Origin of the sequence: Nocardioides piscis, assembly GCF_011300215.1 — a bacterium.
Lineage (GTDB): Bacteria > Actinomycetota > Actinomycetes > Propionibacteriales > Nocardioidaceae > Nocardioides > Nocardioides piscis.
The window spans coordinates 2,338,363-2,362,780 of record NZ_CP049866.1; the positions used below are offsets into that span (position 1 = coordinate 2,338,363).

Annotated in this window: 22 protein-coding genes; 15 read left to right on the forward strand and 7 right to left on the reverse strand. The window is 70.6% G+C overall.

Going from position 1 to position 24,418, the window contains the following annotated elements; genetic code table 11:
* The first annotated feature begins 15 nt into the window (after positions 1–15).
* From G7071_RS19290 to G7071_RS11515, 3 genes are all read left to right on the forward strand, one after another.
* Positions 16–810: an NAD(P)-binding domain-containing protein gene (locus G7071_RS19290; RefSeq protein ID WP_246209968.1), complete on the forward strand. Its 795-nt coding sequence runs from the start codon at positions 16–18 to the stop codon at positions 808–810.
* Positions 807–1,328: an NAD(P)-binding domain-containing protein gene (locus G7071_RS19295; RefSeq protein WP_246209969.1), complete on the forward strand. Its 522-nt coding sequence runs from the start codon at positions 807–809 to the stop codon at positions 1,326–1,328. The genes G7071_RS19290 and G7071_RS19295 overlap by 4 nt, the downstream gene beginning before the upstream one ends.
* A gap of 92 nt (positions 1,329–1,420) precedes the next feature.
* Positions 1,421–2,542, forward strand: a complete 1,122-nt coding sequence (locus G7071_RS11515; RefSeq protein ID WP_206062773.1) for an MFS transporter — start codon at positions 1,421–1,423, stop codon at positions 2,540–2,542.
* Between the two features lie 4 nt (positions 2,543–2,546).
* Here G7071_RS11515 and G7071_RS11520 read toward each other — a convergent pair whose 3' ends face one another.
* Positions 2,547–3,308, reverse strand: a complete 762-nt coding sequence (locus G7071_RS11520; RefSeq protein ID WP_166318787.1) for an SDR family NAD(P)-dependent oxidoreductase — start codon at positions 3,306–3,308, stop codon at positions 2,547–2,549.
* Between the two features lie 111 nt (positions 3,309–3,419).
* Between G7071_RS11520 and G7071_RS11525 the strand changes: the two genes are divergently transcribed.
* Entirely contained in the window at positions 3,420–3,806 is a 387-nt protein-coding gene (locus tag G7071_RS11525) for a DUF4870 domain-containing protein (protein WP_166318790.1), read from the forward strand.
* A gap of 156 nt (positions 3,807–3,962) precedes the next feature.
* Entirely contained in the window at positions 3,963–6,488 is a 2,526-nt protein-coding gene (leuS, locus tag G7071_RS11530; protein ID WP_166318793.1) for a leucine--tRNA ligase, read from the forward strand.
* Positions 6,489–6,553: 65 nt separating this feature from the next.
* Here the strand turns inward: leuS and G7071_RS11535 are convergent, their stop codons facing one another.
* Positions 6,554–8,116, reverse strand: coding sequence for a S8 family peptidase (locus tag G7071_RS11535; protein ID WP_166318796.1), 1,563 nt, complete (start codon positions 8,114–8,116; stop codon positions 6,554–6,556).
* 86 nt (positions 8,117–8,202) lie between these two features.
* On the reverse strand, positions 8,203–9,093 hold the full coding sequence (locus tag G7071_RS11540) for an XRE family transcriptional regulator (RefSeq protein ID WP_166318799.1): 891 nt from the start codon (positions 9,091–9,093) through the stop codon (positions 8,203–8,205).
* A 64-nt stretch (positions 9,094–9,157) separates the two neighbouring features.
* On the opposite strand from G7071_RS11540, the gene G7071_RS11545 reads away from it, so the two are divergent.
* The 4 genes from G7071_RS11545 (at position 9,158) to holA (ending at position 14,327) form a co-directional block, all read left to right on the forward strand.
* Positions 9,158–10,045: a DegV family protein gene (locus G7071_RS11545; protein ID WP_166318802.1), complete on the forward strand. Its 888-nt coding sequence runs from the start codon at positions 9,158–9,160 to the stop codon at positions 10,043–10,045.
* A 98-nt stretch (positions 10,046–10,143) separates the two neighbouring features.
* Positions 10,144–11,049, forward strand: a complete 906-nt coding sequence (locus tag G7071_RS11550; RefSeq protein ID WP_166318805.1) for a ComEA family DNA-binding protein — start codon at positions 10,144–10,146, stop codon at positions 11,047–11,049.
* Positions 11,050–11,056: 7 nt separating this feature from the next.
* A complete protein-coding gene (locus G7071_RS11555; RefSeq protein WP_246209970.1) occupies positions 11,057–13,330 on the forward strand; it encodes a ComEC/Rec2 family competence protein in 2,274 nt (757 codons plus the stop codon).
* A gap of 10 nt (positions 13,331–13,340) precedes the next feature.
* On the forward strand, positions 13,341–14,327 hold the full coding sequence (gene holA / locus G7071_RS11560; RefSeq protein ID WP_166318808.1) for a DNA polymerase III subunit delta: 987 nt from the start codon (positions 13,341–13,343) through the stop codon (positions 14,325–14,327).
* A 72-nt stretch (positions 14,328–14,399) separates the two neighbouring features.
* On the opposite strand, the gene rpsT is transcribed toward holA, so the two are convergent.
* Both rpsT and G7071_RS11570 read right to left on the reverse strand, forming a co-directional pair.
* A complete protein-coding gene (gene rpsT, locus G7071_RS11565; RefSeq protein WP_166318811.1) occupies positions 14,400–14,660 on the reverse strand; it encodes a 30S ribosomal protein S20 in 261 nt (86 codons plus the stop codon).
* 158 nt (positions 14,661–14,818) lie between these two features.
* Positions 14,819–15,775: a phosphotransferase family protein gene (locus G7071_RS11570; protein WP_166318842.1), complete on the reverse strand. Its 957-nt coding sequence runs from the start codon at positions 15,773–15,775 to the stop codon at positions 14,819–14,821.
* A gap of 83 nt (positions 15,776–15,858) precedes the next feature.
* On the opposite strand from G7071_RS11570, the gene G7071_RS11575 reads away from it, so the two are divergent.
* The 6 genes from G7071_RS11575 (at position 15,859) to hemW (ending at position 23,175) form a co-directional block, all read left to right on the forward strand.
* A complete protein-coding gene (locus G7071_RS11575) occupies positions 15,859–16,386 on the forward strand; it encodes a GNAT family N-acetyltransferase (protein WP_166318845.1) in 528 nt (175 codons plus the stop codon).
* Positions 16,387–16,421: 35 nt separating this feature from the next.
* Positions 16,422–17,483: a heparan-alpha-glucosaminide N-acetyltransferase domain-containing protein gene (locus G7071_RS11580; RefSeq protein ID WP_166318848.1), complete on the forward strand. Its 1,062-nt coding sequence runs from the start codon at positions 16,422–16,424 to the stop codon at positions 17,481–17,483.
* Entirely contained in the window at positions 17,480–19,360 is a 1,881-nt protein-coding gene (lepA, locus tag G7071_RS11585; protein WP_166318851.1) for a translation elongation factor 4, read from the forward strand. The genes G7071_RS11580 and lepA overlap by 4 nt, the downstream gene beginning before the upstream one ends.
* A 4-nt stretch (positions 19,361–19,364) precedes the next feature.
* Positions 19,365–19,901 carry a HutD/Ves family protein gene (locus tag G7071_RS11590; protein WP_166318854.1) on the forward strand — a complete coding sequence of 179 codons (537 nt, stop codon included), beginning with the start codon at positions 19,365–19,367 and terminating at the stop codon, positions 19,899–19,901.
* 205 nt (positions 19,902–20,106) lie between these two features.
* Positions 20,107–21,873, forward strand: coding sequence for an AMP-dependent synthetase/ligase (locus G7071_RS11595; protein WP_166318857.1), 1,767 nt, complete (start codon positions 20,107–20,109; stop codon positions 21,871–21,873).
* Positions 21,874–21,960: 87 nt separating this feature from the next.
* On the forward strand, positions 21,961–23,175 hold the full coding sequence (gene hemW / locus G7071_RS11600; RefSeq protein ID WP_166318860.1) for a radical SAM family heme chaperone HemW: 1,215 nt from the start codon (positions 21,961–21,963) through the stop codon (positions 23,173–23,175).
* On the opposite strand, the gene G7071_RS11605 is transcribed toward hemW, so the two are convergent.
* Positions 23,172–24,029: a DUF3097 domain-containing protein gene (locus G7071_RS11605; protein WP_166318863.1), complete on the reverse strand. Its 858-nt coding sequence runs from the start codon at positions 24,027–24,029 to the stop codon at positions 23,172–23,174. The genes hemW and G7071_RS11605 overlap by 4 nt on opposite strands.
* Before the next feature lie 60 nt (positions 24,030–24,089).
* Complete coding sequence (locus tag G7071_RS11610; protein WP_166318866.1) at positions 24,090–24,395, reverse strand: hypothetical protein; 306 nt, start codon at positions 24,393–24,395, stop codon at positions 24,090–24,092.
* Positions 24,396–24,418 lie beyond the last annotated feature (23 nt).

Below are 24,418 nucleotides of genomic sequence, written 5' to 3' on the forward strand. Positions count from 1 at the left end.
TATGAGGAGCTGGACATGAACGAACTGCCCGTCGTGGTCATCGGAGCCGGTCCGCAGGGCCTGGCTGCTGCCGCGCACCTGCTCGAGCGCGGTCTGGAGCCGTTGGTGCTCGAATCCGGTCACGGGCCCGCAGCCGCGGTCGCGGAGTGGGGCCACGTCCGCCTGTTCTCGGCCTGGCCGGAGCTGGTGGACAATGCAGCCGTGCGACTGCTCGAGCCCCGGGGATGGACCTCCCCGTCGACGGGCTATCCGACGGGGGCGGAGTGGATCGAGGGCTATCTGGCTCCACTGGCAGATGCGTTGGCCGAGCACGTGCGCTATGACTCGCGCGTCATCGGGGTCTCGCGCAAGGGTCGCGACCGGCTGGTCGACGCCGACCGGGCCGAGCAGCCCTTCACCGTCCACGTCGTCGACGACCAGGGACGCGAGTCGCGGCTCGAGGCGCGCGCGGTGATCGACGCGTCCGGGACGTGGCGTCGACCCAACCCCGCCGGCGCCGACGGGCTCCCGGCCCTCGGTGAGGGGGCGGCCGCGCAGCTCATCGCCTACCAGGTCCCCGACCGGGCGACGCCGCAGCGCTACGCCGGCAAGCACACGGTCGTCGTCGGGTCGGGTGACTCTGCTTTCAACGCCATCCACGAGCTCGTCCAGATCGCTGCCGGCCACCCCGGCACCCGCATCACCTGGGCGATCCGCCGCGTCGTCGGGGAGGGCACCTTCGGGGCGGCTCGAGCGACCAGCTGCCCGAACGGGGAGCGCTGGGTCAGCGGGCCAAGCAGGCGGTCGACGCCGGTGCGGTCGAGCTCGTGACCGGGTTCCGTGTCGCCGAGATCCGCTCCGTGGGGGGCCAGGCGGTGCTGGTCGCCGAGAACGGCCGGGAGCTCCCGGCGGCGGACACGGTCGTCGTCCTGACCGGTTTTCGCCCCGACCTGTCGTTCCTGTCCGAGATGCGGCTCGACCTCGACCCCACCCTGGAGGCGCCGCGCCGGATCGCGGCCGACATCGACCCCAACATCCACTCCTGCGGTTCGGTGCAGGCCACGGGCGCGCTCGACCTCGCGCAGCCGGAGCCTGACCTCTACCTGGTGGGGATGAAGTCCTACGGTCGCGCGCCGACGTTCCTGGCGCTCACCGGCTATGAGCAGGTGCGCAGCGTCGTCGCCGCCCTTGCCGGCGACCACGAAGGGGCTGCGCGGGTCGAGCTCGTCCTCCCTGACACCGGCGTGTGTGGCGGTGCGGGGGTGTTCGACGACCCCGAGAGCGCCGACATCGGCGGCGGCTGCTGTGCGCCTGCCCCTGAAGTGCTGGCGATCGGCGGGACCCGCTGAGCACACCAAGCCCACCCAGCCCCGGCAGGGTCCTCGTCGCGCTCTGCGTCAGCGTCACCATCAGCTACGGCGTCCTCTACTACGCCTTCACGGTGCTCGCGCCCGCGATCTCCACCGAGACGGGCTGGTCGGCGACCGCTGTCACCGCTGCGTTCTCGGTCGGCATCCTGGCCGGGGCGCTGGCCGGCATCCCCGTCGGCCGCGAGCTGCAGAAGCGAGGACCACGGCTGGTCATGACCGCGGGGAGCCTGCTCGGCGCGGCGGCGATCGTCCTGGTCGGGTCTGCGTCGACGTACCCCGTCTTCGTGGTCGCCTGGCTGCTGGTCGGTCTGGCCAGCTCGGGCACCTTCTATCCGCCTGCGTTCGCGGCCCTGACGCACTGGTACGGCGCGGGGCGGGTGCGCGCCATCACCACCCTGACCCTGGTGGCCGGGTTTGCCTCGACGATCTTCGCCCCCGTCACCGCGGCGCTCAGCGAGTCGATCGGGTGGCGCGCGACCTACTTCGTGCTTGCCGCGGTCCTGCTGGTGGTGACGGTTCCTGCCCACGCGTTCGCGCTGCGGCTGCCGTGGCACCCGCACGAGACCGGCGGGGGCGGGGGTCGTCCGGACCGTGAGGTCCTGAGAAGCCGCACCTTCGTGCTGCTCGCTGCTTCGGGGACGCTCGCGGCCCTGGCGATGCACGCCTCCCTCGTCAACCTGGTGCCGCTGCTGCTGCAGCAGGGGATGGATCTCCAGCTGGCCGCGTGGGCGCTGGGGCTCAGCGGCGCCGGGCAGGTGGTGGGGCGTCTGGCCTACCCGGCGCTGGACCGCCGATGGCCCACCAACGCCCGGGCCGCAGGTGTCATCGGCGTGATGGCCGTGACGCTGGGTGGTCTGGCACTGGTCCCCGGACCCGCGCTGCTGGTGATCGCGATCGCGGTCGTCGCCGGCGCTGCTCGTGGGCTGTTCACCCTCGTCGGCGCGACCGTGGTCAGCGACCACTGGGGGCCGCGGCGCTATGCCGCCCTCAACGGCGTCTACCAGGCGCCGAAGGGCGTCGCCGCCGCTCTCGCGCCGGCGTTCGGTGCCGGCATCGCCGCCGTCACCGGGAGCTATGCGCTGCTGTTCGCGGTGCTGGCGTCGATCGCTCTCGTCGCAGCGGGGCTGGCCGGGGCTGCGGGCTACGACTCACCGCAGCCGCAGCCGCAGCCGCAGCCGCAGCCGCAGGCGTGACCGGTCAGGCGATCGTCATACCGCCGTCGACCGGCAGGGTCTGGCCGGTGATGTAGCCCGCCGCGGGGGAGGCGAGGAACACGGCGGTCGCTGCCAGCTCGGCGAGGTCGCCCTTGCGCCGCGCCGGAACCCGCTGCATCGCGAGGTCGAGGTAGCCGTCGGGATAGGTGTCGGTCATCTCGCTCTCGAAGAACCCGGGGGCGATCGAGTTGACCCGGATGCCCTTGCGCTCCATCCACTGCTGGGCGAGGTCGCGGGTGAGGCCGTCGAGACCCGCCTTGGAGGCGCTGTACGCCGCCTGCGGCAGCCCGCCGGTCGTGATCCCGAGGACAGAGGAGATGTTGATGATCGACGAGCCGGGCTTCATCACGCGCCCGCAGGCCTGGGCCATCCAGTAGGCGCCGTTGAGGTTGACGTCGATGACGGAGCGGAACTGCCCGGGCGTCTCGCGGGTCGCGGGTACGGCGGTACCGACCCCGGCGTTGTTGACCAGCACGTCGACCCCGCCCAGCTCGGCCACGGCGGCGTCCACGAGGGCCTGGCACTGGTCCGGGTCGGAGACGTCGGTGGCCACGGTCAGAGCCCGGCGGCCGGTCGCTTCGACGAGGGCGGCGGTGTCGGCCAGCTTGTCGACGCGCCTGGCCCCCAGCACGACGTCGGCACCCGCCTCGGCCAGGCCGCGCGCGAACGCGACACCCAGCCCGCTCGAGGCGCCGGTGACGATGGCGACCTTGCCGTCCAGGCGAAACATCTCAGGAGTGGTCATGGCGCTCACCCTAGGACGGCCCTGAGCCGACCCCGGTTCGACCCCGACCAGGGATGGTTTCGACCCATCGCCGTGGTTGAGTTGACGTTGACACAACCTCAGGAGGTTCCCATGAGCCAGCCCAACCCCTACGCCCAGTCGCAGACCCCCATCTCTCCCGGCCAGGAGCGCACTCTCGGCGCCGTGGCGCACGGGGTCCCACTGGCCGCGATGGTGCTCTCCGCCGGCCTGCTCGGATTCGTCGGATCACTGATCATCTACATGCTCTACAAGGACCGCGGCCCGTTCGTGCGCCAGCACGCGGCCAACTCGCTCAACGTCCAGATCTTCGCCGGCATCATCATGCTCGTCTCGCTGCCGCTGATGCTCGTCCTGGTCGGCTTCCTCACGTTCGGGCTGGCCTTCGTCCTCGCCTTCGTCCTGCACGTGATCGGCGCGATCAAGGCCAACAACGGCGAGTGGTGGGACCCGCCGATGACCCCGCGCTTCGTCCGCTGAGGCGGCCGCGTGCTCATGGGCGCTAGAATGCGCCCATGAGCATGCGAGCCCTGCTTCTTGGCCAGCCGCGCTGACACCTCCTTGAAGAGAGTCAACGCGGCCACCCCTCCATGCGAGGGGTTTTTTCATGTCAGCAGCAGGAGGATCGAGGAGACGATGAGCCAGACGCACGAGACACCGCCCGGGGGCGAGCACGCCTCGACACCCGACGCCGAGGCGCCCCAGTCCTATGACGTGGAGGCCGTCCAGGCCAAGTGGCAACCCGTCTGGGAGGAGCTCGAGCCGTTCCGGGCCGACGACGAGGTCGTGCGTTCCGGGCAGCGCGAGAAGCGCTACGCGCTGACGATGTTCCCCTACCCCAGCGGCGACCTGCACATGGGTCATGCCGAGGTCACCGCTCTGCACGACGTGCTGGCGCGCTACTGGTGGCAGCGTGGCTACGAGGTCCTCAACCCCATGGGCTGGGACTCCTTCGGCCTGCCCGCCGAGAACGCCGCGATCAAGAACGACGCCCATCCGGCCGACTACACCTACGGCAACATCGAGACCCAGCTCGAGTCGTTCAAGAAGTATGCCGTCAGCTTCGACTGGTCGCGCCGGTTCAACACCTCCGACCCCGACTACTACCGCTGGACCCAGTGGCTGTTCCTGCGGATGCACGAGCAGGGCCTTGCCTACCGCAAGAACTCCCCGGTCAACTGGTGCCCCAACGACCAGACGGTGCTGGCCAACGAGCAGGTCGTCGACGGCGCCTGCGAGCGCTGCGGCGCCGAGGTGACCAAGCGCGAGCTGACCCAGTGGTACTTCCGCACCACGGCCTACGCCCAGGAGCTGCTCGACTCCCTCGACGACCTGCAGCCCACCTGGTCGGACAAGGTCGTCAACGCGCAGCGCAACTGGATCGGACGCTCCGAGGGAGCCCACGTCGACTTCGTGGTCGACGGCCGGGACGAGCCGCTGACGGTCTACACGACCCGTCCGGACACCCTCTTCGGCGCGACCTTCATGGTGGTCGCGGCCGACGCGCCGCTCGCGGCCGAGCTGGTCACGTCCGAGCAGCTGCCGGCGCTGGACGACTACCTGGTCGAGGTGCGCAAGGAGACCGACATCGACCGGCTCGCCACCGACCGGCCCAAGACCGGCGTGTTCCTGGGCGTGCACGCGACCAACCCGCTGACGGGAGAGAAGATCCCGGTCTACGCCGCCGACTACGTGCTCGCCGACTACGGCACCGGCGCGATCATGGCGGTGCCCGGCCAGGACCAGCGCGACTGGGACTTCGCCCAGGTCTTCGACCTGCCGATCATCCGCACCGTCCAGCCGCCGGCCGACTTCGACGGCGATGCCTTCACCGGTGACGGGCCGGCGATCAACTCCGCCAACGACGAGATCGACCTGTCCGGCATGGGCGTCGCCGAGGCGAAGTCGACCACCATCGACTACCTGGAGCGCCAGGGGCTGGGCCGGGGGACGGTCAACTTCCGCCTGCGTGACTGGCTGGTGTCGCGACAGCGCTACTGGGGCCCGCCCATCCCGATCATCCACTGCCCCACGTGTGGCGAGGTGCCGGTCCCCGATGACCAGCTGCCCGTCGAGCTGCCAGAGCTGCGAGGCGCCGACCTCAAGCCCAAGGGGGTCTCGCCCCTCGGCGGCGCCGAGGAGTGGGTCAACGTGACCTGCCCGACGTGCGGGGGAGCGGCAACCCGCGACACCGACACCCTCGACACCTTCGTCGACTCGTCGTGGTACTTCCTGCGCTACGTCTCGCCGCACGACGACACCCAGGCGTTCGACTCCGACCTGATCAACATGTGGGGCCCGTGCGACATCTACATCGGCGGCGACGAGCACGCCGTCCTCCACCTGCTCTATGCCCGGTTCTTCACCAAGGCCCTGCGCGACATGGGGCTCGTGTCGTTCGGTGAGCCCTTCTCGGCATACCTCTCCCAGGGCAAGGTCATCAACAACGGCCGCAAGATGAGCAAGTCGCTGGGCAACGGCGTCAGCCTGGGTGGACAGCTCGCCGAGTTCGGTGTGGACGCGGTGCGGCTGACCCTGGTCTTCGCGAGCCCGCCGGAGGACAACATCGACTGGGCGGACGTCTCGCCGAGCGGGTCGCTGAAGTTCCTGCAGCGTGCGTGGCGGCTCAGTGGTGACGTGACCTCGGAGCCCGGCGCCGCGCCGGCCGAGGGCGACGTCGCGCTGCGGCGGATCACCCACAAGACGGTGCACGATGCCGCGCACCTGGTCGAGGCCTACCGCTTCAACGTGATGGTCGCGCGCACCATGGAGCTGGTCAACGCCACCCGCAAGGCGATCGACTCGGGGTGCGGCCCGGCCGACCCGGCCGTGCGCGAGGCCGTCGAGGCGGTCGCGATCCTGCTGTCGCTGGTGGCGCCGTACGTCGCCGAGGAGATGTGGGAGCGCCTCGGGCACCAGCCGACGGTTGCTCGTGCCGGGTGGCCCGTGGTCGACGAGGCCTTGCTCGTCGAGGAGTCGGTGATCGCCGTCGTGCAGCTCAAGGGCAAGGTCAAGGCCCGTCTCGAGGTCTCGCCCGACATCTCCGAGGCCGACCTGGAGGCCGCCGCGCTGGCGGACCCGGCGGTCGTGCGCGCCCTGGACGGCGAGACCGTGCGCAAGGTGATCGTGCGGGCGCCCAAGCTCGTCAACATCGTCGTCTAGAACCATCCGAGATCGATCCGGCCCCGCGGCAAGCGCCGCGGGGCCGGAGTCCTTGGTGCGATCGGTCAGGGGCGGTCGAGACCGAACGTGTAGCTGCCCGAGCCCGAGTAGGACTCGACGCGCCACGAGTAGTAGCCCGCGGCGCCGTTGTAGGTGATCTTCTCCTGCGACGTGGCGGTGATGCCCTGGGCCACGGTCACCCACGACGAGCCGTTCCACTTCTCGAGGTAGAGGTCGAAGTCCGCGCTCGTCGGACCCGACAGGCAGCCGACGTGGGTGCCGGCTGCCGAGTAGTAGTAGTCGTTCGCGCCCGGGTGGTAGGCCACGCCACCCGAGGACAGCGAACCGGTCTCCTTCTCCGGCATCGAGTCACACCCGGTCGGCGTCGGGGTGGTTCCGCCGGTCCCGATGAAGAGCAGGCGGTTGGGGGATCCGGTCCCCGGGTTGGTGATCTTGTTGGGGGTCGACGCGGAGATCAGGGCACTGCTGACCGTCGCCGGGCTGGCCGACGGGTTGCCCTGCAGGTAGAGGGCTGCTGCCCCGGCGACGTGGGGGGTCGCCATCGACGTACCGCTGATGGTGTTGGTCGAGGTGTTGCTGGTGATCCACGCCGAGGTGATGTTGGAGCCGGGCGCGAACATGTCGAGGCACGAGCCGATGTTGCTGAAGCTGGAGCGCGCATCGGTGTTGGTGCTCGAACCGATCGTCAGGCCCGCAGCCACCCGGCTGGGCGAGCCGTTGCAGGCGTTGGCGCCGGAGTCGTTGCCGGCTGCCAGCGCATAGGAGACACCGTCGGCGATCGAGTTGCTGACCGCGGTGTCGAGCGCGCTGGAGACGCCGCCACCGAGGCTCATGTTGGCGACCGCGGGAGCGCCCGCGCTGTGGTTCTGCGTCACCCAGTCGACGCCGGCGATGACTCCGGAGTTGGAGCCGCTGCCGGCGCAGTCGAGGACGCGGACCGCGACCAGGCGGACGTCCTGGGCGACGCCGTACGTCTCACCGCCGACGGTGCCGGCGACGTGCGTGCCGTGACCGTTGCAGTCGTCGGTGCCGCGGCCGTCGTTGATGGCGGTGTAGCCCGAGACGGCCCGGCCGCTGAACTCGCTGTGCGCCAGACGGACGCCGGTGTCGATGATGTAGGCGGTGACTCCCGCGCCCGACGTGGTGTAGGTGAAGGAGTTGTTGAGCGGCAGGTCGCGCTGGTCGACGCGGTCGATGCCCCAGGTCGCCGGCGACTGGGTCTCGCTCGCCTGCACCGGGAGGTCGGCCTCGATGTAGGAGACGTGGGGGTTGTTGCGCAGGCCCCGGAGCGCCTGGGGCGGGAGCTTCGCGGCGAAGCCGTCGAGGGCCGCGCTGTAGGTGTGCGTCACCTTGGCGCCGGCTGACCTGGCCTCGGCCCTGGCGTCGCGCACCTGGCTGCGGACCGCGTCCTTGTCGAAGACGACGATGTAGCGGTTGTCGGCGGAGGTGCCGTGCACGGGCGCCCGGCCGTCGTCCGAGGACGAGGTCGAGGTGGAGGGCGCCGGAGGCTCGTCGGCAGCCGTTGCGGTGGCAGGCACGAGCGCGAGGGCCGCGCCGGCCAGGGTCGCAGCTGCGACGGATCCCAGCCGTGAGGGGGTGTGGTTCATCAAGGGTTCCTTCCCGAGAAAGATGGACATCGCCGACCATGCGCGACTCTCTCTCCCCACGGCAAGGGTGGAGCTGTCGTTAACAGTTAACTCCCGGCTCCGGGCCCGTCGTCGTGCCAGTCCCAGCGGATGCCGGTGGTCCCCGGTGTCGCGTCGGTGTGCGCGAGGTGCGCCCGGTGTTCCCGGTCGAGCCCGATCACGGTGCGGGTCTCCTCGGTGACGGCCGCCACCTCGTGGGGGAGGGCATCTGGATGGAACTCGACCTGCAGGAGGTATTCGCGCATCGGCATCCTCAGTCGCCGGGTGTACTGCGACTCCAGCGGTCCCGGGGACGACGAGATGACCTCGTACTCCACGACCACGGTCTCGCCCCGGCTCAGGGGGTGGTGGAACACCAGCTCGGCACCGGCGACGCCGTGCTCGGCGCTCCTGACCGTCCGGCGCACCTCGCAGCCCTGGACAGCGCGGAAGTCGGGGGGCGCAACCCCGCGGTCGTCCTGGAAGTGGATCACCACCCTCCTGTCGGGTCCGTCGCAGCGGGCCCGCATCACCTGTCGCACGGTCAGTCGTGCCTGGCGACGGTCCGCCCCCAGCCTGACGACGTCGTGCAGGGTCACCCGGTCCAGCTCGAGGTCCCACCGCGTGTCGAGCTGTTCCAGCACCTCGGCCACGGGCGGCTCGGGCCACAGGGCGCGAAGGTCCTGGGCGGCGCACCGCCGGGGCCGGTCCCGGGTCAGGGGAAGCATGTTGCCCAGCTGGCCGGGGCTCAGGGCGAGCACCTCCTCGAGGTGCGGGATGGCGGCGATGGAGGCCTTGCGCCCGGGCAGGCTGCGGCCGGACTGCCAATAGCTCAGGGTCGCGACGCTGACGACGACACCGCGTTGGTCGAGGTGGTCACGGATGCGCTCGAGACCCAGGCCGCGTCGATCGATGGCGCGGCGCAGCTCGTCGGCGAAGCTCCCGGAAGCAACGGACATCTCGCACATCAAAGCCTCTGTCGACGCGCTCGGCAACCGGGGGTGACCCACTAACCTCTGCGTTGTGCCCGGAACCGTGATCGTCACCGACTCCACCGCGAGCATCCCGCTGTCCCAGGCCGAGGAGCGCGGGATCGTCGTGGTCCCCCTCCAGGTCGTGATCGGCGCGAAGGTCTATGACGAGGGGCCGGACGGTGCGACCCCCGAGCTGGTGGCCCGAGCTCTCTCGGACTTCGTCCCCGTCAGCACGTCGCGGCCCAATCCTGCGGAGATGGTCGAGGTCTATGAGCGACTTGCCCGGGAGGGGGCCGAGGAGATCCTCTCGATCCACCTGTCGGGTGACATGAGCGGCACGTTCGAGTCGGCCCAGCTGGCCGGACGCCAGGTCGACATCCCCGTCACGCTGGTCGACAGCCGCCAGGTGGGGGTCGCCACCGGCTATGCGGCCCTCTCGGCCGCGGACGTCCTCGACGCCGGAGGCACGACCGCACAGGCCGCGCGGGCGGCCCGGATCCGTGCAGGCAACGCGACCTCGCTCTTCTATGTCGACACCTTGGAATACCTCCGCCGCGGTGGTCGCATCGGTGCTGCGGCCGCGATCCTGGGCGGCGCCCTCTCGGTCAAGCCGCTGCTCACGATCTCCGACGGCAAGGTGGCCAACCTGGAGAAGGTCCGGACCGGCTCGCGCGCGCTGACGCGCCTGGAGGACCTCGCCGTCGAGGCGGCAGCAGACCTGCAGGTCGACGTGTGTGTCTCACACCTGGCCAACCCTGACCGTGCCGAGCAGCTGGCTGCACGTCTTCGCGATCGGCTCTCGGACAACCTCTGCGAGCGCGAGATCTGGTGCGGTGAGCTCGGGGCAGTGCTCGGCGCCCACGTGGGTCCGGGCATGGTCGCGGTGTGCGTCGCGCCGCGCCTGCGTGACGAAACGACGGCGGTGGCGCCCCACTGACGCGCGACCTGCCTGTGGACGGCGCCCCGTCCGCGGGTTGTCCACAGGATGCTGTCCGGTCGGTGGCTCTAACGGTCGAGGCTTCCTAGGTTCGGGGAATGCGCCCTCGCAACACGACCGGACCCACCGGTGACGACCACGCCGAGGCGGTGTCGCGACGACTGGCCACCCTGAGTGCCGAGCTCGCCGCAGTGCGTGGCGACCCGCCCGTCCAGCACCGGCACACCCAGCTGCGCGAGCTGCCGCGACCGGCCTCTGTGGCAACGCCTGCGCCTGCGCCTGCGACGGCGGTGCCGGTGCCGGGCCGACATGCCTGCCGAGGGCGGCTCGGCGGCGCCGTGGACGACCTGTCCTCCAGGCTGCCGTTGCGTGCGGCACACGTCGCCGCAGTGTCGGCGCTGATCGCTGTCGCGGTCGGGCTCGCGGCCTGGTTCGCCGTCCGGTCCGAGCCCGAGCCGGTGCCCGAGCTGGTGCCGGCCAGCGAGCCCTTGGCGTCGGTGTCCCCGGTGCAGCCGGGCGCCTCAGCGGTCGGACCACCGACCGGTGAGGATGCCGGGAGCGGCGAGGTGACGGTCGACGTGGCCGGGAAGGTTCGACGTCCGGGGATCGCGGTGCTCGCGGCCGGTTCTCGGGTGGTGGACGCGCTGGAGGCGGCGGGCGGTGCGCGGCGCGGGGTCGACCTGAGCTCGCTCAACCTGGCGCGACCGCTGATCGACGGCGAGCAGGTCCTCGTGGGCGTGCCGACCCAGCCGGGGGCCATCGGCGAGCTGGGGTCCGCAGGCGCCGCGGGGGAGGTGCCGGGTGCCGGCGGACCGCTGGTCAACCTCAACACCGCCGACCTCACCACCCTGGAGACCCTGCCCGGCGTCGGTCCGGTGACCGCAGAGGCCATCATCGGCTGGCGCACGGAGCACGGCGGCTTCACCGCCGTCGCCGAGCTCCTCGAGGTCGACGGCATCGGGGACGCGACCCTGGCCGACATCGCGCCGCACGTCACGCTCTGAGCGGCGGGTGCACGACCTCAGGATGCCGCTGCTGGGGCTGGGGGCGTGGCTCGGCGGGATCGCGGCCGTTGCCCTGCCGGGTTGGTCAGTGGCGCTGCTGGTGGTCGGGTCGCTCGGCCTGGCGCGGTTCCGACGCTCCTGGCCGCTCCTGGCCGCTGCGCTGGCCGGGATCGCGGTGCTGGGCATTGCCGCGTTGAGAGGTGCGGTCGTCGAGCACGGAGCGGCGGCCGAGCTCGTGGCGGCTCGCGCGGTGGTGGACGCCCGCGTGTCGATCACCAGCGACCCGCGCGCCGTCGAGGGGCGCTTCGGTGACTTCGTCGTGGTCGCGGCGACGGTGACCGAGCTGACCGGGCGCGGCTCGACATACTCCCTCGCGGCACCGGTGGTGCTGCTGGCCGACGAGTCCTGGCTCGAGGTCGAGCTGGGTTCGACGGTGCGAGCGAGCGGCCGGCTCGCGCCCGACGAGGGCGTGGGAGCGCCGGTCCTCGCGGTGTTGTCGACGCGCGGGCCGCCGGTCCTGGAGTCGGGTCCTGACGTGTGGTGGCGGGGTGCGACGGCGGTTCGTGCCTCGATCCGGGAGTCCGTGGCCTCCCGTGGGGAGCATGCCCGCGAGCTCGTGCCATCCCTGGTCGTCGGGGACGACAGCGGCCTGGATCCCGATCTCGCAGACGACTTCCGGACCACCGGCCTGACCCATCTGCTCGCCGTGTCGGGCACCAATCTCACCCTGCTGGTCGGGTTCCTGCTCATCCTGGCCCGGTGGTGCGGGCTCCGCGGCCGCTGGCTGTATGCCGCTGCAGCGCTGGGCATCGTCGGCTTCGTGCTCATCGCCCGCACCGAGCCGAGCGTGGTCCGCGCAGCCGCGATGGGAAGCGTTGCCCTGGTCGGGCTGGGAGCCAACGGTCGCGAGCGCGGCACCCGGTGCCTGGGAGCCGCCGTCCTCGCGCTCCTGCTGGTCGATCCCGCGCTGGCGGTCACCCCTGGCTTCGCCCTGTCGGTGCTGGCCACCGGTGGGATCTTGTTCCTCGCCCCGACGTGGCGCGATGCCCTGCGGGGCTGGCTGCCCCGCTGGGCGGCCGAGGCGGTGTCCGTGCCGCTGGCCGCCCAGGTCGCCTGCACCCCGGTGGTGACCGCGATCTCCGGCGAGATCAGCCTGGTCGCCGTCGTGGCCAACCTCCTGGCTGCTCCTGCCGTGGCGCCGGCGACCGTGCTCGGTCTCGCGGGAGGGCTCGTCGGCCTGGTGTGGCCGCCGCTGGGACAGGTCGTGGCCGCGCCGGCGGCCTGGTCGGTGTCGTGGATCGTCGTCGTGGCGCAGCGGGGGGCAGCCCTGCCGACCCCCGCCGTGGACTGGGGCACCGGTGCGACCTCACTCGCCGCAGTGACGGCCCTGTGCGTGCTGCTCGGCCTGGTCGCACCCCGGCTGCTGCGATCGCCGACGTCGGTCATCGGGCTGTCGCTGCTGCTCGTGGTCGCCGTCCTGTCCCGGCCGCCTTCCCTGGGTTGGCCTGCGGACGGATGGGTCCTGGCCATGTGCGACGTGGGTCAGGGGGACGCGCTGGCGCTCAACGCTGGAGCGGGCTCTGCCGTCGTCGTCGATGCGGGGCCGGATCCGGCCCTCGTGGACGGGTGTCTCGATCGCCTGGGAGTCACGCGCCTGCCGCTGGTCGTCCTGACCCACTTCCACGCCGACCACGTCGACGGGCTGGCCGGAGTCCTCGACGGACGTGACGTGGGGGAGGTCAGCGTGACCTCGCTGGCCGATCCCGTGGAAGGGGCAGAGCAGGTGACTCGGGAGCTGGGGGAGCTGGGACGCCGCCCCGCCGTCGCCGTTCACGGGCTGACCCGCCGGGTGGGCGACGTCACGATCCAGACGCTCTGGCCACCGGCAGAGGCACCGAGCGCCGTGAAGGGTGCCGGCGACGGCGCCAACGACGCCAGTGTCGTGCTGCTGGCCGAGGTTCGCGGCGTGCGCTTGCTCCTGACCGGTGACCTCGAGCCGCCCGGACAGCTCGCGTTGCGGCGCACCCTCGGTGATATCACCGTCGACGTGCTGAAGGTCCCCCACCACGGCAGTCCCCATCAGGACGAGGCGTTCCTGGCCGGGCTCGGGGCACGGCTGGCCCTGGTGTCGGTGGGTGCCGACAACGACTACGGCCACCCTGACTCCGACCTGTTGGCGGCCCTGGAGGCAACCGGAGCGCAGGTGCGTCGCAGCGACCTGGACGGCGACGTCCTGGTGCTCGCCACACCGGACGGGATCGCTGTCCGCACCCGCGACTAGGGTTCTGGCCATGGCCGCTCACCCCACTGCCGCGCAGGTCCTCGGCCGGGTCGTCCTGGTGACCGGCAAGGAGGAATACCTCGCCGAGCGCACGGTCGTGGGCATCCGCGCCGCCGTGCGCGGTCACGACTCCGAGGCCGAGATCGCCGAGTCCGCAGCGTCCGACCTGACGCTGGCGAGCCTCGGCGAGATGGCTGCGCCGTCGCTGTTCTCCTCGACCCGCTGCGTGGTGGTGCGCAGTCTCGAGGGCCTGCCCGACGACTGCTACGACGGCATCCTCGACTATGCCCGGTCGCCCGCCGACGACGTCTCGCTCGTGCTGGTCCACGGCGGCGGCCAGAAGGGCAGCGGGCTGTTGACCAAGCTGCGCAAGCTCGACTCGGTGACCGAGGTCAAGTCACAGGAGATCAAGCCGTCCGACCTGCCGGGATTCGTCGCCTCGGAGGTCGCCGTCCACGGCTCGAGGATCGCTGCCGACGCGGCCGCCTTCCTGGTGACTGCCGTCGGGGGGGACCTGCGTTCGCTGGCCGCCGCCGCCAACCAGCTCACCCACGACTTCCCCGGTGAACCGCTCACCCTCGACAAGGTGCAGCAATACTTCGGCGGTCGTGCCGAGGCCAAGTCGTTCGCCGTCGCCGACGCGGCGTTCTCCGGCGATCGCGCGCTGGCGCTGGAGGAGCTTCGCTGGGCGATGGACGGCGGCACGGCCAGCGTCCTGGTCACCTCGGCGATGGCGGGATCGGCTCGCAGCCTGGCGCGCTTCCTCGGCGCGCCCAACGGCATGCGGGAGGCCGACCTCGCCCGCGAGCTGGGAGTCCCGCCCTGGAAGGTGCGGCAGGTGCGCAGCCAGTCGAGGGCCTGGTCTCCCGACGCCATCTCGGCTGCCCTGCGAGCCATCGCCTCCGCGGACGCTGACATCAAGGGTCAGGCCCACGACGCGGCATACACCCTCGAGCGGCTCGTGCTGCGGGTCGCCGACCTGCGTGCTGCGCGCTGACCAGGTCTTCGAGGGCACAGGAAGCACGAACGCCCCGCCGCTCGAGAGCGACGGGGCGAACGAAGAAGAAGATCAGAGGGAAGCGGACTGCTTCGCGATCGACGACTTGCGGTTGGCGGCCTGGTTCTTGTGGATGACGCCCTTCGACGCGGCCTTGTCGAGCTTGCGGGCGGCGTCGCGACCGGCGGTGATCGCCGTGTCCTTGTCGCCGGCCTCGACGGCCTCGCGGAACTTGCGTACGGCGGTCTTCAGGCCCGTCTTCACGGCCTTGTTGCGCTCGTGCGCCTTCTCGTTCTGCTTGTTGCGCTTGATCTGGGACTTGATGTTGGCCACAGGAGAACCTTTGCTCGCTCGATATGTGTCAATGAGGTCTGGGTGTCGGCTGCCGACTCACCCCAGGGTGCTGAGAACCATCTGCGGTTGGGCGCCGGACATGCAAGGAGAGAGACTACCGCCGACGCGCCAGCCCACCCAAATCGCGTCGGTCCGGCTCACGCCCGCCACCCGCGGCGCTCGCACAGCCACTCCCACAGGACCTCGCCCTGCCACCGCTGGTGCTCGCGGATGAACGGTGACGTGTGCGGCACCGGATCGTCGGCGGACTTGAGGAAGAAGCCGACGAGCAGCGCCAGCACCCGGTCGATGGCCTCGGGGTGCACGTCGCGGGTGAGCCGGCGGGAGGCCAGCACCGACTCGACGTCCAGCCCGTCGCCGCGCGGGCCGATGAGGGCCATCAGCGTGTCGAGCCAGGGGGCGCCGACGATCGGCCAGTTCCAGTCGCACAGCCAGACCCGGCCGTCGACGTTTCCGAGCAGCACGTTGTCGTCGCGGACATCGGTGTGGACCAGGGTGGTGCCACCGACCACCTCGGCGAAGCCCGCGGCGAGGTCGCCCGCCTCGGCCAGGTGCGGCAGGTCGGGCCTCGTCGCCGCGATGTGCTCCCACATCGCCACGAGTGGCTTGAAGTCGTCCTCGGCGGTGTCGAGGTCGAGCGCAGCCGGTGGCGGAGTGAGCTCATCGGCCACGACCTCCAGTGTGTCCAGGACGGCGTCGAGCTCTGCCTGCCGCCACGGCCGCTCGGGGGCGCGACCCTCGACGTGCTCGATGCCGAGCACCACCCAGTCGTCGTCGAGCACCCAGAGCAGCCGGGGTGCCGCGACGGTGCGGGGCAGGGTGGCGAGCTTGCGGGCCTCCTCGCGATAGGAGTCGGCGAACAGCTGCTGCGCCTTGACCGAGGCTGCCTTGACGAAGTGGCGCGAGCCGTCAGCGCACACCAGGACGCTCGCGAAACCGGGTGTGAAACCGGACGTCTGCGAGAAGGTCTCGACGACAGGGGAGCCGCACTCGGCCTCGATGGCGGAGCGGAGGTGGGGCGGCAGGAACTCCCACACGAGGCGGCGGGCGGTCCTGCCGGCCGGGATCGGGTAGGGACCGACGGGGGAGCTCATGGGGCCATCCTTGCGGACCGTCGGGGCGCGAGCAGGTCGATATCGGTTTGCCGCGTCGAGGCCGCGCCCGACACGATGGCCCCATGTCTGTGCTGGTGCCTGCGACCACCGCTGTCATGGAGTCCTTCCTCGAGGCGATGGACGAGTTCGTCGCCGAGGGCGTCTCGGACTCGCAGACCGCAGGGTGGGTGGACACCTACGGGGACACCTGGCGCACGTCCGAGGGGTTCGAGGCGTTCGTCCGCCAGGTGCGTGCCGAGGAGGTGGACGAGACGGTGCTCCCCGAGCGCTGGGTGTTGACGTCGACCCGATGGTGGGTCGACGGCGACTGCTATCTCGGTCGGGTCGCCGTGCGTCACCGCCTCAACGACTTCCTGCGCGACGTCGGCGGGCACATCGGCTACGACGTCCGCCCGTCTGCGCGACGCCAGGGTCACGCGACGGCGATGCTGCGGGCAGTGCTGCCGCACGCCCGGTCGTTGGGGATCGACTCGGCGCTGGTCACCTGCGACGCCGACAACGCAGCCTCCATCAGGGTGATCGAGGCGTGCGGAGGGATCCTGGAGGACCGGCGGGGCGACAAGCTGCGCTACTGGGTGCCGACCGGCTGATCCCGCGGGCCGGCGATCGCCGCCATACTCTGCGCATGGTCGCGCCAGTGGAGGACAGCCCGCAGCACCGGCTCCGGGGGGTCGATGCCACCCGGGGGGTCGCGGTGCTCTCGATGTACGTCGCCCACTTCTCCACCGGCGAGGGGGTGCTGAAGGCGCTGGAGGTCTCCGAATACCTCACCGCGGCGTTGTTCTCCACCGTGATCGGTGTCGGCGCCGAGCTTGCACGTTCCTCGCCCCACCGCGACGGGCCCCGCGACCTCGTCAGCGTGGTGGTGCGCGCGGCGGCGCTCGTGCTCCTCGGGCTGTGGCTCGTCACGTTCGGGTCGCAGATCCTGGTGGTCCTGGTCTGGCTCGGCGTGCTGACGCTGGTCATGTATCCGCTGGTGCGGCTGCCGAGCGTGCTCCTCGTCGCTGTGGCAGGCGCAGCCTTCGCCGTCGGACCGGTGGTCCGCGCCGACCTGCTCGGCGCGGCCGTTCCGCGTGCGTGGCTGGTTGACCTCACCTTCACGCACCCGGCCTACTGGCTGGTGGGGTTCCTGGTCCACGCACTGACCGGCGTCCTGGCCGTGCGGATGGTCCGGCACCCGCGTGGGCGCGGGTTGGCTCCGTGGGCGGCCTTGCTCTCGGTCGTCGTGGCCGTCGGCCTGCTCGCCGCCATCACGCTCGACGACGTCGACGTCCCCGCCTACTCCGGCACCCACCTCGAGCTCCTGCTGACGACGTGCCTGTGCCTGGCCACCCTCGCCCTCGTGAGCTGGGCCGCGCACACCCTGCCGCCGAAGCTCACCCTGCCGCTCGTCTGGGTCGGGGAGATGGCGCTGACGCTCTATGTGCTCCAGATCGTCTTCTCCGCCTGGGTGGTGGGGATCCGCCCGACCGACAACGGCGTCGACGTGATGGTCGCTGCCGTGCTGGCGAGCCTGCTGATCGTCCTGGCCTGGCGAGCCGTCGTGCGCCTCGTCGCCAACGACGTCCGGTCGGGCTGGCGGCGAGGGCCGCTCGAGGGACTGGTCGCTGCGGTGATCACGCTGCTGGACCGGCTGCGTGGAACAATGGCGGGTCCCATCCGCCGTACATCCGAAAGCGCCACGTGAGCCTGAAGAACGCACCACAGCCCGGCTCGACCGACCCGTCGATCATCCGGAACTTCTGCATCATCGCTCACATCGACCACGGCAAGTCCACGCTGGCCGACCGGATGCTGCAGCTGACCGGGGTCGTCGACGCGCGCGCCGCCCGCGCGCAATACCTCGACCGGATGGACATCGAGCGCGAACGCGGCATCACGATCAAGAGCCAGGCCGTCCGCATGCCCTGGACGGTCCAGCCCGTCGCGGCCGGCGAGGAGCAGGTCGCCGAGCCCGGCACCTATGTCCTGAACATGATCGACACCCCCGGCCACGTCGACTTCACCTACGAGGTCTCCCGCTCGCTGGAGGCCTGCGAGGCGGCTGTGCTGCTGGTGGACGCAGCCCAAGGCATCGAGGCGCAGACCCTGGCCAACCTCTATCTGGCCATGGGTGCCGACCTCCACATCATCCCGGTCCTCAACAAGATCGACCTGCCCGGAGCGATGGTCGACAAATATGCCGCCGAGCTGGCCGGCCTCGTCGGCTGCGAGCCCGAGGACGTGCTGCGCGTCAGCGCCAAGACCGGTGTCGGCGTCGCCGGGCTGCTCGACGAGATCGTCAAGCAGACCCCCGCTCCTGTCGGCGACCCGGACGCGCCCCCGCGCGCGCTGATCTTCGACTCCGTCTATGACACCTATCGCGGCGTGGTCACCTACGTCCGCGTCATCGACGGCCTGCTGACCCACCGCGACCGGATCAAGATGATGTCGACCGGCGCCGTGCACGAGATGCTCGAGGTCGGTGTCATCAGCCCCGAGCCGGTCAAGGCCGCCGACCTGGGCGTCGGTGAGGTGGGCTACCTCATCACCGGCGTGAAGGACGTGCGTCAGTCCCGGGTCGGCGACACCGTCACCAGCCAGCACCACGGGGCGACCGAGCCGCTGGGCGGCTACAAGCACCCCAACCCGATGGTCTACTCCGGTCTCTACCCGATCGACGGCGACGACTACCCGGGGCTGCGCGACGCCCTCGAGCGCCTCCAGCTCAACGACGCCGCGCTGACCTTCGAGCCCGAGACCTCCGGCGCCCTCGGCTTCGGCTTCCGGATCGGCTTCCTGGGGCTGCTGCACATGGAAATCACCCGTGACCGGCTCGAGCGCGAGTTCGACCTCGACCTCATCTCGACCGCGCCCAACGTCGTCTACGAGGTGCTGATGGAGGACGGCTCGAAGTCGGTCGTCACCAACCCGAGCGAATATCCCGAGGGCAAGATCGCCGAGGTCCACGAGCCGGTCGTCAAGGCGACGATCCTGAGCCCGAGCGACTACATCGGCACGATCATGGAGCTGTGCCAGACCAAGCGCGGCAACCTGCAGGGGATGGACTACCTCTCCGAGGACCGCGTCGAGATGCGCTACACCCTGCCGATGGGCGAGATCGTCTTCGACTTCTTCGACCAGCTCAAGTCGCGCACCAAGGGCTATGCCTCCCTCGACTACGAGCGCTCGGGTGAGCAGGCGGCCGACCTGGTGAAGGTCGACATCCTGCTGCAGGGCGAGCCGGTCGACGCGTTCTCCGCGATCGTGCACCGCGACGCCGCCTACTCCTACGGCGTGATGATGGCCAGCAAGCTCAAGGACCTCATCCCGCGCCAGCAGTTCGAGGTCCCGATCCAGGCCGCGATCGGCGCCCGGGTGATCGCTCGCGAGAACATCCGCGCGATCCGCAAGGACGTCCTCGCCAAGTGCTACGGCGGTGACATCAGCCGCAAGCGCAAGCTCCTCGAGAAGCAGAAGGCCGGCAAGAAGCGGATGAAGAACATCGGCAGTGTCGAGGTGCCGCCGGAGGCGTTCATCGCCGCCCTGTCGACCACGCAGCCGACGGAGAAGACCAAGAAGTAGCGCCATGGCTGTGGTCGTACGCCGCGACGAGGTCGCCCCCCAACCGTGGGCCAACGGCGGCGGAACCACCCGCCTGCTGCTGCGCGCCGAGGACGACACGTGGCGGGTCAGCCTGGCCCACGTCGGCGGGGACGGTCCGTTCTCCGTGTTCCCCGGGCGCACACGACTGATCACCGTCGTCGACGGGCCGGTGCTCGTGCTCGTCGTGGACGGCGTGGAGCAGGTCGTCGAGCCACGCCGCCCGTTCGCCTTCGCCGGCGACGCCAGCGTGACCGCATCGGTCCCCGAGGGGCCCGTGCTGGCGTTGAACGTGATCGGCGACCCTGGCCGGGTGGCGCCGTTCGTCACCGTGCTCGAGCTGGGTCGCGGCTCGTCGCTCCCGCTCGCGGGCGACCAGGCCGCGCTGGTGCTCCAGGGAAGGGCCCAGGTCGAGGAGGTCGAGGCGTCGACACACGACCTGGTCGTGGGGCCGGTCGAGGTGTCCGGCCGCTGCACGCTCGCGGTGCTGACCCTCGAGCTGCTCGCGCCGTCCCACGGGTGAGGACGCGCAGGTCGACCGGCGTCCGCGAGCGTGGGACGTCCGGATGGCAAGGTTTGCTACCGCCGAGTACTCAAGTGATCTAGGTTACTCCCAGGAGTGAGATCCCCCTGCGTCCTCAAGGCGCGGGCCGAGCAAGACAGTCAGGAAGACGTATGCCCATTAATCACGACGCCAGCTTCATCGACAACCTCCCCCCAACGTCGCGGTGCAGTTCCTCGACCGCGTGGCGAAGTCCCCCGAGTCGGAGGCCTTCCGCTACCCGTCCGGCGACTCGTGGGAGTCGCTCAACTGGAAGCAGTCCGGCGAGCAGGTTTCGTCGATGGCGGCCGGTCTGCTCTCGCTCGGCATCGCCTCCGAGCAGCGCGTGGGCATCATGTCGAACACCCGCTACGAGTGGATCCTGGCGGACCTCGCCGTCATGTGTGCCGGTGGCGCGACCACGACGGTCTATCCCTCCACGAGCGCCAACGACACCGTCTACATCCTGAGTGACGCCGAGTGCCGCATCGTCTTCGTCGAGGACGAGACCCAGGTCAAGAAGCTCACCGACCACAAGTCCGAGCTGCCCCACGTCGAGAAGGTCGTCACCTTCGAGGGTGGCGCCGACGGTGACTGGATCATCACCCTCGACGAGCTGAAGAAGCTCGGCGACGCCTACCTCGCCGAGCACCCCGGTGTGATCGAGGAGAAGGCCAAGTCCATTGCGCCCGACCAGCTCGCGACCCTGATCTACACCAGCGGCACCACCGGTCGCCCCAAGGGCGTCCGGCTCCACCACAAGTCGTGGGTCTACGAGGGTGCGGCCATCCAGGCCCAGAACATCCTCGACGAGTCCGACCTCCAGTTCCTGTGGCTGCCGATGGCCCACGCCTTCGGCAAGGTGCTCCTCAGCGCCCAGCTCGCCTGCGGCTTCGCCTCTGCCGTCGACGGCCGGGTCGAGAAGATCGTCGACAACTGTGCCGAGGTCAAGCCCACGTTCATGGGTGCTGCTCCGCGCATCTTCGAGAAGGCCTACGGCCGGATCCAGACGATGCAGGCGGCCGAGGGTGGCGCCAAGGAGAAGCTCTTCCACGCGGCGTTCGCTGCCGGTCTGGAATACGAGCGGCTCAAGCGCGAGGGCAAGTCGATCCCGATGGGGCTCAAGCTCAAGCACGGCCTCTTCGACAAGCTCGTCTTCAGCAAGGTGCGCGCCCGCTTCGGTGGCCGCGTCCGCTTCTTCATCTCCGGTGCTGCTGCGCTCAACCGCGAGATCGCCGAGTGGTTCAACGCCGCCGGCATCGTGATCCTCGAGGGCTACGGCATGACCGAGAACTCCGCGGGCGCCACGGTCAACCACCCCGACGACAACCGCATCGGCACCGTGGGCCAGGCGTTCCCCGGCACCGAGGTGAAGATCGGCGACGGCGACGAGGTGCTGCTGCGTGGGCCGCACATCATGGACGGCTACCACAACCTGCCCGAGGAGACGGCGCGCACGCTCGACGCCGAAGGCTGGCTGCACACCGGTGACAAGGGCTCGCTGGACGCCGACGGCTACCTCACGATCACCGGCCGGATCAAGGAGCTCTTCAAGACCTCCGGCGGCAAGTACATCGCGCCGCCGGCGATCGAGTCGAAGTTCAAGGCGATCTGCCCCTACGCCAGCCAGTTCATGGTCTTCGGCGCCGAGCGCAACTACGTCGTCGCCCTGGTGACGTTGGACCCCGACGCGATGACGGGCTGGGCCGCCGAGAACGGGATGGAGGGCTCCTCCTACACCGAGATCGTCAACAGCGACAAGGTCAAGGAGATGGTCGGCAACTACGTCGACGAGCTCAACGGCAAGCTCAACCGCTGGGAGACGATCAAGAAGTGGCAGCTGCTCGACCACGACCTCACGGTCGAGTCCGGCGAGCTGACCCCCTCGATGAAGGTCAAGCGCAACGTGGTCGAGGACAACCACAAGGACGTCATCGAGTCGCTCTACGCCTGAGTCCTGGCACAGCACGACCCGCGAACGGGTGTCGGTGGGAGACCACCGGCACCCGTTCGTCGTCCTCCCCGGTGGTTGGATGGGTGGGTGCCCCCCGTCCAACCTGCCGGTCTGCCCCTGCCCGCGGACGGGTCGCTGCCCGCCGCTGCGCTGGCGCAGCTCGGCTCCCGGCCGTTCGGGCTCTATGTCCACGTCCCGTTCTGCACCGTGCGGTGCGGCTACTGCGACTTCAACACCTACACCGCCGACGAGCTCGGCGATGCCCCGGGCGCTTCGCGGGCGACGTATGCCGAGGCGGTGATCACCGAGATCCGGCACGCCCGTCGGGTGCTGGGTGAGCGGGACCTCCCGATCGAGACGATCTTCTTCGGCGGTGGCACACCCACCCTGATCAGGCCCGCCGACCTGGGCGCGATCGTGGCGAGCGCGGCGGCCGAGTTCGGCCTGGCGCCGGACATCGAGATCACGACCGAGGCCAACCCCGACAGCGTCGCCGCCTGGGACCTCGAGGCGCTGCGCTCGGCAGGCTTCAACCGGATGAGCTTCGGCATGCAGTCCGCGGTCGACCACGTGCTGCGCGTGCTCGACCGCACCCACGACCCCCTCCGGGTCCCGGCAGCGGTCCAGTGGGCCCGGGACGCCGGGTTCGACGAGGTGTCGCTCGACCTCATCTACGGCACGCCGGGGGAGTCGCTCGCCGACTGGGAGACCAGCGTCGAGGCCGCCCTGGCCTGCGAGCCGGACCACATATCGGCATACTCGCTGATCGTCGAGGACGGCACCGCCCTCGCCCGCCGCGTGCGGCGCGGCGAGCTGCCGATGCCCGACGAGGACGACCTGGCCGACAAGTACGAGCTGGTCGACGAGCGGCTCACCGCGGCCGGGCTCGAGTGGTACGAGGTCTCCAACTGGGCTCGTCGACCGCAGAGCCGGTGCCGGCACAACCTGGGCTACTGGACCGGCGGCGACTGGTGGGGCGCAGGTCCCGGTGCCCACTCGCACGTCGGAGGGGTGCGCTGGTGGAACGTCAAGCACCCCGCGGCGTATGCCGATCGGCTCGCCGCCGGCACAAGTCCCGCCCAGGCCCACGAGCAGCTCACCGAGCAGGACCAGCGGGTCGAGCGCATCCTCCTGGAGATCCGGCTGCGCGACGGACTGCCCGTCCTGGCCCTGGACCGCGACGCCAGGGCCCAGGTGGCCCGACTGACCGAGGAGGGACTCGTCACGCTCGCGACCGAGCGGCTGGTCCTGACCCGTCGTGGCCGGTTGCTCGCGGACGCGGTGGTGCGCGACCTGACCTAGCCGCCCGCTGTCGTGAAGTCGATCAGCTCCTCGACCCGGCCGAGGAGCTGGGGGTCCAAGTCGCCGAACCCGCGCACGCCACCGAGGACGTGCTTCCAGGCTCGTGCGATGTCGGCCTGGTCGCGGTGCGGCCAGCCGAGCTGCTGGCAGGTGCCGGTCTTCCAGTCGATCCCCTTGGGCACGTGCGGCCAGGCCTTGAACCCCAGGCGGGATGGCTTGACGGCCTGCCAGATGTCGATGAAGGGGTGGCCGACGATCAGGACGTGCTTGCCCACGTCGGAGCGGGCGATGGACTGGGCGATCCGGCTCTCCTTGGAGCCCGGCACGAGGTGGTCGACCAGCACCCCGACTCGTCGCTGCGGGCCGGGCCGGAAGTCGCGCAGGTGCTCGGCCAGGTCGTCGACGCCACCGAGGAACTCCACGACAACGCCCTCGATCCGCAGGTCGTCGCCCCAGACCTTCTCGACGAGCTCGGCGTCGTGGCGGCCCTCGACGAAGATCCTGCTCGCCCGGGCGACGCGTGCCTTTGCGTCGTGGACGGCGATCGAGCCGCTGGCCGTCCGGGTCGCCCGGACCGGTCCGGGCCTCGTCACCGGGCGGACGAGGACCACGGGCTTGCCCTCGAGGAGGAATCCCGGACCGAGGGGGAACGTGCGTCGCTTGGCCCGGCGGTCCTCGAGGGTGATCGTGTCCAGGTCGCGGTCGACCGCCACGATCTCGCCGCACCAGTCCGTGGTGACCTCCTCGACGACCAGCCCGACCTCGGCCGGGACGTCGACCGCGCGGCCGTTGCGGGGCGCCCGCCAGTCGGTGGACAGGACGTCAGTGCCATAACGGTCGGTCGGGGAAGTCACCGCCTCAACGCTAGGGCGACGGTGACGCGGCGCGATGCTGCCACGCCGCTCGACGGGGCGTCAGTCGTCGTTGTCGTCCGTCGGCTCCTCGGTCGACGGTGTGGGGCCGCTGGACTCATAGCTGCCCGAGGTGTCGTCCTGCGTGTCGTCCATGCCGAGCTCGTCGGCGTCCTTGGTGCTCTCGTCGTCGGGGTCGAGGGGCTCCGCGAGCGGGTTGTCCTCTCCCGGCTTCAGGTCCTCGGGCAGGTGCTCGTCAGGGACTCCGGCCAGCTGCTGGTCGTCAGGGGCCGCTGTGCCGCCCTGGTTGTCGGCGTCGGCCTCGCTGGTGGTCGAGCTGGCCTCGGGCGTCTTGCTCTGTTCGGTCATGTGTCGTTCCTAGTGCAGTGGGC

Excerpts from the sequence above, each read along its gene's own strand:
- leuS (WP_166318793.1), top strand. The coding sequence starts at position 3,963 with ATGAGCCAGACGCACGAGACACCGCCCGGGGGCGAGCACGCCTCGACA.
- G7071_RS11520 (WP_166318787.1), bottom strand. The coding sequence starts at position 3,308 with ATGACCACTCCTGAGATGTTTCGCCTGGACGGCAAGGTCGCCATCGTC.
- G7071_RS11575 (WP_166318845.1), top strand. The coding sequence starts at position 15,859 with ATGTCTGTGCTGGTGCCTGCGACCACCGCTGTCATGGAGTCCTTCCTC.
- G7071_RS11580 (WP_166318848.1), top strand. The coding sequence starts at position 16,422 with ATGGTCGCGCCAGTGGAGGACAGCCCGCAGCACCGGCTCCGGGGGGTC.
- G7071_RS11550 (WP_166318805.1), top strand. The coding sequence starts at position 10,144 with ATGCGCCCTCGCAACACGACCGGACCCACCGGTGACGACCACGCCGAG.
- G7071_RS11570 (WP_166318842.1), bottom strand. The coding sequence starts at position 15,775 with ATGAGCTCCCCCGTCGGTCCCTACCCGATCCCGGCCGGCAGGACCGCC.
- G7071_RS11535 (WP_166318796.1), bottom strand. The coding sequence starts at position 8,116 with ATGAACCACACCCCCTCACGGCTGGGATCCGTCGCAGCTGCGACCCTG.
- G7071_RS11590 (WP_166318854.1), top strand. The coding sequence starts at position 19,365 with ATGGCTGTGGTCGTACGCCGCGACGAGGTCGCCCCCCAACCGTGGGCC.
- G7071_RS19290 (WP_246209968.1), top strand. The coding sequence starts at position 16 with ATGAACGAACTGCCCGTCGTGGTCATCGGAGCCGGTCCGCAGGGCCTG.
- G7071_RS11525 (WP_166318790.1), top strand. The coding sequence starts at position 3,420 with ATGAGCCAGCCCAACCCCTACGCCCAGTCGCAGACCCCCATCTCTCCC.
- G7071_RS11610 (WP_166318866.1), bottom strand. The coding sequence starts at position 24,395 with ATGACCGAACAGAGCAAGACGCCCGAGGCCAGCTCGACCACCAGCGAG.
- holA (WP_166318808.1), top strand. The coding sequence starts at position 13,341 with ATGGCCGCTCACCCCACTGCCGCGCAGGTCCTCGGCCGGGTCGTCCTG.
- G7071_RS11540 (WP_166318799.1), bottom strand. The coding sequence starts at position 9,093 with ATGTCCGTTGCTTCCGGGAGCTTCGCCGACGAGCTGCGCCGCGCCATC.